The sequence below is a fragment of the Streptomyces sp. NPDC020192 genome, assembly GCF_044388685.1.
GTDB lineage: Bacteria > Actinomycetota > Actinomycetes > Streptomycetales > Streptomycetaceae > Streptomyces.
This window is the reverse complement of record NZ_JBIRXG010000003.1, coordinates 522335-528791: the sequence shown is the minus strand read 5'-3', so window position 1 is coordinate 528791 and position 6457 is coordinate 522335. Positions and strand designations below refer to the sequence as shown.

The following is a 6457-nucleotide window of genomic DNA, read 5'->3' as shown; positions in this document are numbered from 1 at the left end:
TTTGTGGCGGCGGGGGGCGCGGCGGTGGGGGGGGGGGGGGGGGGGGGGGGCCCGGGCGGCCCGGGCCCCGGCCCCCCCCCCCGGGGGGGCGCCCGCACCCCCCGCCCCGCCCCCACAGCCCGGGTGTCAGCCCTCGTCGGCGGCGGTGGCGGAGACCGTGGTGGTCTTCTTCGCCGTCGCCTTCGCGGCGGCCGTCTTGGCGGTCTTGGCCGCCTTCTTGGCCGTCGTCTTCTTCGCGGCCGTCTTCTTGGCCGCGGTCTTCTTGACGGCGGCCTTCTTCACCGCGGCCTTCTTGGCGGTCTTGCGGGCCGCCTTCTTGGCCGGAGCGGCCTCCTCGACCGGCTCCTCGGCGACCGGGGCCGGGGCCTCCTCCGCCGCGGCCGACGGGACGACCACGACGGCCGCCTCCTCGGACGCGGTCGGCGCGGTGGCCTTGCGCACGGCGCGCCGGCGCGGGCGGGCCGGGGCGGCGGCCTCGGCGGGCGCCTCCTCGACCGGCGCCGGCACCACGGCCTCCGGCTCGGGCCGGGCCACCGGCGCCTCTGCCGCGACCGCGGTCTCGGGCACCGTCACCACGGCCGTCTCGGCTCCCACCGGGGAACCGGCCGGCGCCGACACCTTCCGGGTCGCACGACGGCGTGTACGGCCCTTGGGCGCGGCCTCCTCGACGACCTCGGTCCCGGTCGGGGCCTCGACGACCGACGGCTCGGCGACGGGCACCTCGGCGACCGCCTCCTCAGCCGTGACCTCGGGGACGGCCGGCGCCACGACGGCCGGCTCTTCCACGGCCTCGACCTTCTCGGCCCTGGCAGCCGCCCTGGGGGCCTTCTCCGCCTTCGGCGCGCCCGCCGGAGCGGACGCCCGGCGGCTCGCCCGGCGCCGCGTACGGCCACGGGTGGCCGCCGCCTCCGCCTCGGCGACACTGCTGTACAGCTCCTCGTCGGGGGCGAAGTCGGGCGCGGCCAGCGCGACCGGCTCGGCGACCTCCGCGGCCACCTCGGCGACGGTCTCCGGCTCGACGGCCTCGCCGGTCTCCACGGCCACGGCAGCGGCCTCGTGCACGTGCTCAGCCGCGTGCTCGTGCACGTCAGCGGCCCGGCCGCGCTTCTTGCGCTTGCCGCCACCGCCGCCGGCGGCGACGCTCGGCTGCTCCATGTGCACGATGACACCGCGGCCGTTGCAGTGGACACAGGTCTCGGAGAAGGACTCCAGCAGGCCCTGGCCGACCCGCTTGCGGGTCATCTGGACCAGGCCCAGCGAGGTCACCTCGGCCACCTGGTGCTTCGTACGGTCGCGGCCCAGGCACTCCAGCAGGCGTCGCAGCACCAGGTCCCGGTTCGACTCGAGCACCATGTCGATGAAGTCGATGACGACGATGCCGCCCAGGTCGCGCAGCCGCAGCTGGCGCACGATCTCCTCGGCCGCCTCCAGGTTGTTCCTGGTGACGGTCTCCTCGAGGTTGCCGCCCTGGCCGGTGAACTTGCCGGTGTTGACGTCGACGACGACCATCGCCTCGGTCTTGTCGATCACCAGCGAACCGCCACTGGGCAGCCAGACCTTGCGGTCCAGCGCCTTGGCGAGCTGCTCGTCGATCCGGTACGTGGCGAAGACGTCGACCTCGGAGGTCCACCTCGACAGGCGTCCGGCGAGGTCCGGCGCGACGTGCGAGACGTACCCGTGGATCGTCTCCCAGGCGTCGTCACCGCTGACGATGACCTTGGAGAAGTCCTCGTTGAAGATGTCGCGCACGACCCGGACGGTCATGTCCGGCTCGCCGTACAGCAGCGTCGGCGCGTTGCCGTTCTTGGCCTTCTTCTGGATGTCCTCCCACTGCGCCTGCAGCCGCTCGACGTCCCGGCTCAGCTCCTCCTCGCTCGCGCCCTCGGCGGCGGTGCGCACGATGACGCCCGCATCCTCGGGGACGATCTTCTTGAGGATGGTCTTCAGCCGGGCCCGCTCGGTGTCGGGCAGCTTGCGGCTGATGCCGGTCATGGAGCCCTCGGGGACGTACACGAGGTAACGGCCCGGCAGCGAGACCTGGCTGGTCAGACGCGCGCCCTTGTGCCCGATCGGGTCCTTCGTCACCTGGACGAGCACGGACTGCCCGGACTTCAGGGCGGACTCGATGCGGCGCGGGCCGTTGGCCATGCCCAGCGCCTCGAAGTTGACCTCACCGGCGTACAGGACGGCGTTGCGGCCCTTGCCGATGTCGATGAACGCGGCCTCCATCGACGGCAGCACGTTCTGGACCTTGCCCAGGTAGACGTTGCCGACGTACGAGGTCGACTGCTCCTTGTTGACGTAGTGCTCGACGAGCACGCCGTCCTCGAGGACGCCGATCTGCGTGCGCTCGCCGTACTGGCGCACGACCATCACGCGCTCGACGGCCTCGCGGCGGGCCAGGAACTCGGCCTCGGTGATGATCGGGACGCGTCGGCGCCCCTGCTCACGGCCCTCCCGGCGGCGCTGCTTCTTGGCCTCCAGACGCGTCGAGCCCTTGATGGACTGCACCTCGTCGGACGGCTCGCTGGGCTTGCGCGGCTCGCGGACCTTGACGACCGTACGCTCCGGGTCGCCCTCGCCGGGCTCGGTGTCGACGGAGGTGTCACCGGCGCGACGGCGACGACGACGGCGTCGGCGGCTGCTGGTGCTGGAGCCGGCGGACTCGTCGCCGAAAGCCTCCTCGGCGTCCTCTTCCTCCTGCTCGGCGGTGTCCTCGGCGTCCTGCGCGGCCTGCTCGGCGGCCAGCTCCTCGGCCTCCACGCCCTCGCCCTCGGCGGCCTCACCGCGACGGCGGCGCCGACCGCCCCGACGGCGACGGCGACGGGAACCGGACTCCTCGAAGCCCTCGGCACCCTCGGCCTCTTCGAGATCCTCGACGGACTCGGCGGCCTCCTCGGCCTCCTCCTCCGGCTCCTCTTCCACGGCGGCGGTCTCGACGGCCTGCGGCTCCTCGGCAGCGCCCCGGCGGCGACGGCGGCGGCGCGCACCGGTCTCGGCGCGCTCCTCCGCGTACTCCTCGGTCGCCTCGGTCTCCTCGGCCCCGGCGGCCTCGGCAGCCGCCTCGGCGGCGGCGCGCTCCGGGGTCTGGAACTTCGGCTCGGCGAACACCGGCGCCTGGAACACGGCGACGGCGGGCCGGGCCGGGCGACGCGGCGCCTTGACCTCGGCCTCGGCCTCGGCGGCCTCGGGCTCCTCGGCCTGAGCGGGCCGCGCGGGCTCGGAGAACCCGGACGCGGCACGCACGACCCGACGCCGGGCACGACGCGGCGCGGCCTCCTCGGCGGGGGCCTGCGGCTCCTGGGCGGCGGTGGCGGGCGTGGTCGCGGGAACCTCGGGAGAGGCGCTCACAACAGCCTCCTCCGCCACGACGGCCGCCTCTTCCTGCGCGGCCGCACCGGCGGGCGCGGACACCCGGCGGGTGGCCCGGCGGCGGGTACGACGCGGAGCGGCCTCCTCGACGGCACCGCTCACCTCGGCGGCAGCGGCAGCCTCGGCGGCCGGAGCTTCGGCGGCGACTACGGGAGCCTCCGCGGGAGCGGACTCGGCGGCGGGCTCGATGGCGGCCTCGGTGGCCTGGGGCGCACCGGCGGGCGCGGACGCGCGGCGGGTCGCACGACGGCGCGGACGAGCAGCGGGCGCGGCTTCCTCCACGGCTTCCACGGCGGCGGGCGCCTCGACGACGGGCTGCTCCGGAGCCTTCTCGGCCTCGGCGGTGGCCGGGACCACGGGCTCGGCGACGACCTCGGCGGCCTCAGCGGTCGCGGGGGCACCGGCGGGCGCGGAGGCGCGGCGCGTGGCACGGCGACGCGGACGAGCGGCGGGCGCGGCCTCGGCGGGGACAGCTTCCTCGGCGGACGCGGTGGCCTCGGCCGCCTCCTCGGTCACCGGCACCTCAGCGGTACCGGAAGCAGCTGCGCTGGGCGCGGCGACGCTGCGCGTGGCCCGGCGGCGGGCGCGGCGCGGCGCGGCGTCCTCGCCGACGACGATCTCGCCACCCTCGGCGGCCACGGCGGCGGGCTGCTCGGTCTCGGCGACGGCGGCCGCGGCCGGTACGACGGCCTCGGCGGACGTCGGCGCCCCTGCGGGGGCGGACGCCCGGCGGGTGGCCCGGCGACGCGGACGACCGGCGGCCGGAGCCTCCTCGGCAGGCGGCTGAGCAGCGGCCTCTACGGCCTCAGCAGTCTCAATGGTCTCTTCGCCACCCACCGCGACAAGGGTCTCGTCGGCCTCGACGGCCTCGTCGGTCTCCTCGGCCGGTATGGCCGGAAGGGCCACCTCGGCGGGTGCCTCGCTCGCCGCGCCCGGCGGGCCCGCCGGGCGGGAGGCGGCACGGCGACGCCTGCGCGGCGGCAGGGTGTCGCTGGGAGTGTTCAGTTCGGAACCCTCTACGGGTTCGGTCGGCTCGAGCATGCGGGCGTTTCTCCCGTCAGGCTCCCGGGCGCCGCGCCTGGTCCGGCGACGGCCTCGAAGGGCCGTCCGCCGTTGACGTCCACGGCCCGCGCGATGCGCGATGGCCGCCGTCCGGGGCGCGGGCGCCGCACGGGAGCACTCTGTGTCTTGTCTCGCCGGTTCCGTACGCCTTGTCGGTACGGCCTGGCGAAAGTCTTCTGGTCGGTGCGCTGCCCGACCCAGGTGGCTCCCGAGTACGAGGGCGGCGCTACGACGTCCGTCCTTACGCGGAACCTTCCGGCGTCGGCGCCGTCGCGGCGGCAGCCGGTGCGGCCATCAGGGCCCCGGTTGCCTCGCGGTCGGGCGCGAGCGGGTCGGTCACCGTGCCGGTCTCTTCATCGAGCAGCCCCTGCGCCAGCCTGGTCACCGCTGCGGGGACCGGCGGCGCCAGGTCGGCCACGGCGCGGAGACCGGACAGGACGTCGTCGGGTCGTACGGCAGGCGTCACGTGCCGAACAACCAGCCGCAGTATCGCACAGGGCTGGTCGCTCGGCCTATCAGCCTGCGAACTGTGCGTTTCCAGGGATTCCTGGGATTCCAGGGATACCAGGGATACGACGGCCGGGCGGGCGTCGAAGGTGCGGACGCCGTTCTTGGTCATGCGCTGCACCTCGACGGTCTCGGCCTGGGTGAAGGCCTCGACCGCACGCCCGGCGTCGGCGGGGTCCACGCCGTCCAGCCGCAGCTCCCAGACGGAGGCCGTCAGCCGGTCGGCGAGACCCGAGATCCGCGCCTCGACCGCGTCGACGATGTCGAGCCCGACGGGCAGCGACTCGTCGAGCAGCGCTCTCAGCCGCTCCGGATCCCGCGCCTCGGTGAGCGCGATCTCCAGATACTCCGCCTCACTGCCCGTGCCGGTGGGTGCGGCATTGGCGTACGACACCTTCGGGTGCGGCGTGAATCCGGCCGAGTACGCCATGGGCACCTCGGCGCGGCGCAGCGCACGCTCGAAGGCGCGCTGGAAGTCTCGGTGGCTGGTGAACCTCAGGCGGCCGCGCTTGGTGTAGCGCAGTCGGATGCGCTGCACCGCGGGTGCGGGCGGCGGGCCTTCGGGCTGTCGCTTGCCCAGTGTCCTAGTCCTTCGTGAGAGCGGTCGTACTGCTACCAAGAGTACGTGCAGCGGGTCCCTCAGGTTCCCGCCGGTCCACCGCGGCCGGCTGCCGGGGCTCGCCGAACAGCATCCGCCGTACGTCGGCCCGGGCCTGCCGCACCACGTCCCGCGCGCTGGTCAACGCCCCGCCGACGACCCGCCCCACGGCACGCGCGGCCTGGGCGGCGGGCCGCAGGACGGCGTCCCGGACGACATGGCCGATCGGCGTGAGGACACTGCGGTACACCCAGCGCACGGGCTCCACGAAGATCCACCGGAAGAGGGTCCCGAGCACCCGCCCGACGGCCCGCGAGATCCGCCCGGCGACCCGCCACGCGTGCGTGAGGGCCTCCCCCACCTCCCGTGCCACGACGGCGAGCACCCGCCCGACGGGCACGAGCACCCAGCGCCACAGCGCGAGGGCGGGCAGCACGAACAGCACCCGCAGCACCCAGTACAGGGCGAGGCCGACGCCGGTGGCCAGCGGCGCGAGGACCCAGGTGTACAGCCACCGCGCGGGCACGACGAACAGATACCGCCCCAGCCAGGCGAGGGCGTGCCCGACGGGGGTGAGCACGTACCGGTAGAGCCACGCGGCCGGTACGGCGACGAGCACGCGCGCGAGCCAGCCGATCGCCCGGCCGACCGGCACGAGCACATACCGCCAGAGCCCCACCAGAGGCCAGACGAACAGGACCCGCCCCACCCACGCCAGCGCCCGCCCGAGCGGCCGCAGGAGGGTGTCCAGCAGAAACCGTCCGGCGACGACCAGCGCGTCCCACACCAACCGCACCGGTACGACCAGCACGAGGACGAAGATCCGCACCGGGATGCGGATCGCGACGACAAGACACCCTTCGGGCTGCCGGGGCTGAGGCGACGGCTTCTGCAGTTCCATACCTGTCATGACGCCCG

Annotated in this window: 3 protein-coding genes; all 3 read right to left on the bottom strand. The window is 75.0% G+C overall.

The features are described 5' to 3' along the window. Nucleotides 1–126 precede the first annotated feature (126 nt). The 3 genes from ACH47Z_RS09540 to ACH47Z_RS09530 all read right to left on the bottom strand — a co-directional run bounded on the left by ACH47Z_RS09540 (nucleotide 127) and on the right by ACH47Z_RS09530 (nucleotide 6440). Nucleotides 127–4413 carry an Rne/Rng family ribonuclease gene (locus ACH47Z_RS09540; RefSeq protein WP_399072298.1) on the bottom strand — a complete coding sequence of 1429 codons (4287 nt, stop codon included), beginning with the start codon at nucleotides 4411–4413 and terminating at the stop codon, nucleotides 127–129. Between the two features lie 262 nt (nucleotides 4414–4675). After that, nucleotides 4676–5479 carry a TIGR03936 family radical SAM-associated protein gene (locus tag ACH47Z_RS09535; protein ID WP_399072296.1) on the bottom strand — a complete coding sequence of 268 codons (804 nt, stop codon included), beginning with the start codon at nucleotides 5477–5479 and terminating at the stop codon, nucleotides 4676–4678. A 46-nt stretch (nucleotides 5480–5525) separates the two neighbouring features. Next, nucleotides 5526–6440, bottom strand: a complete 915-nt coding sequence (locus tag ACH47Z_RS09530) for a hypothetical protein (RefSeq protein WP_399072349.1) — start codon at nucleotides 6438–6440, stop codon at nucleotides 5526–5528. Nucleotides 6441–6457: the final 17 nt, after the last annotated feature.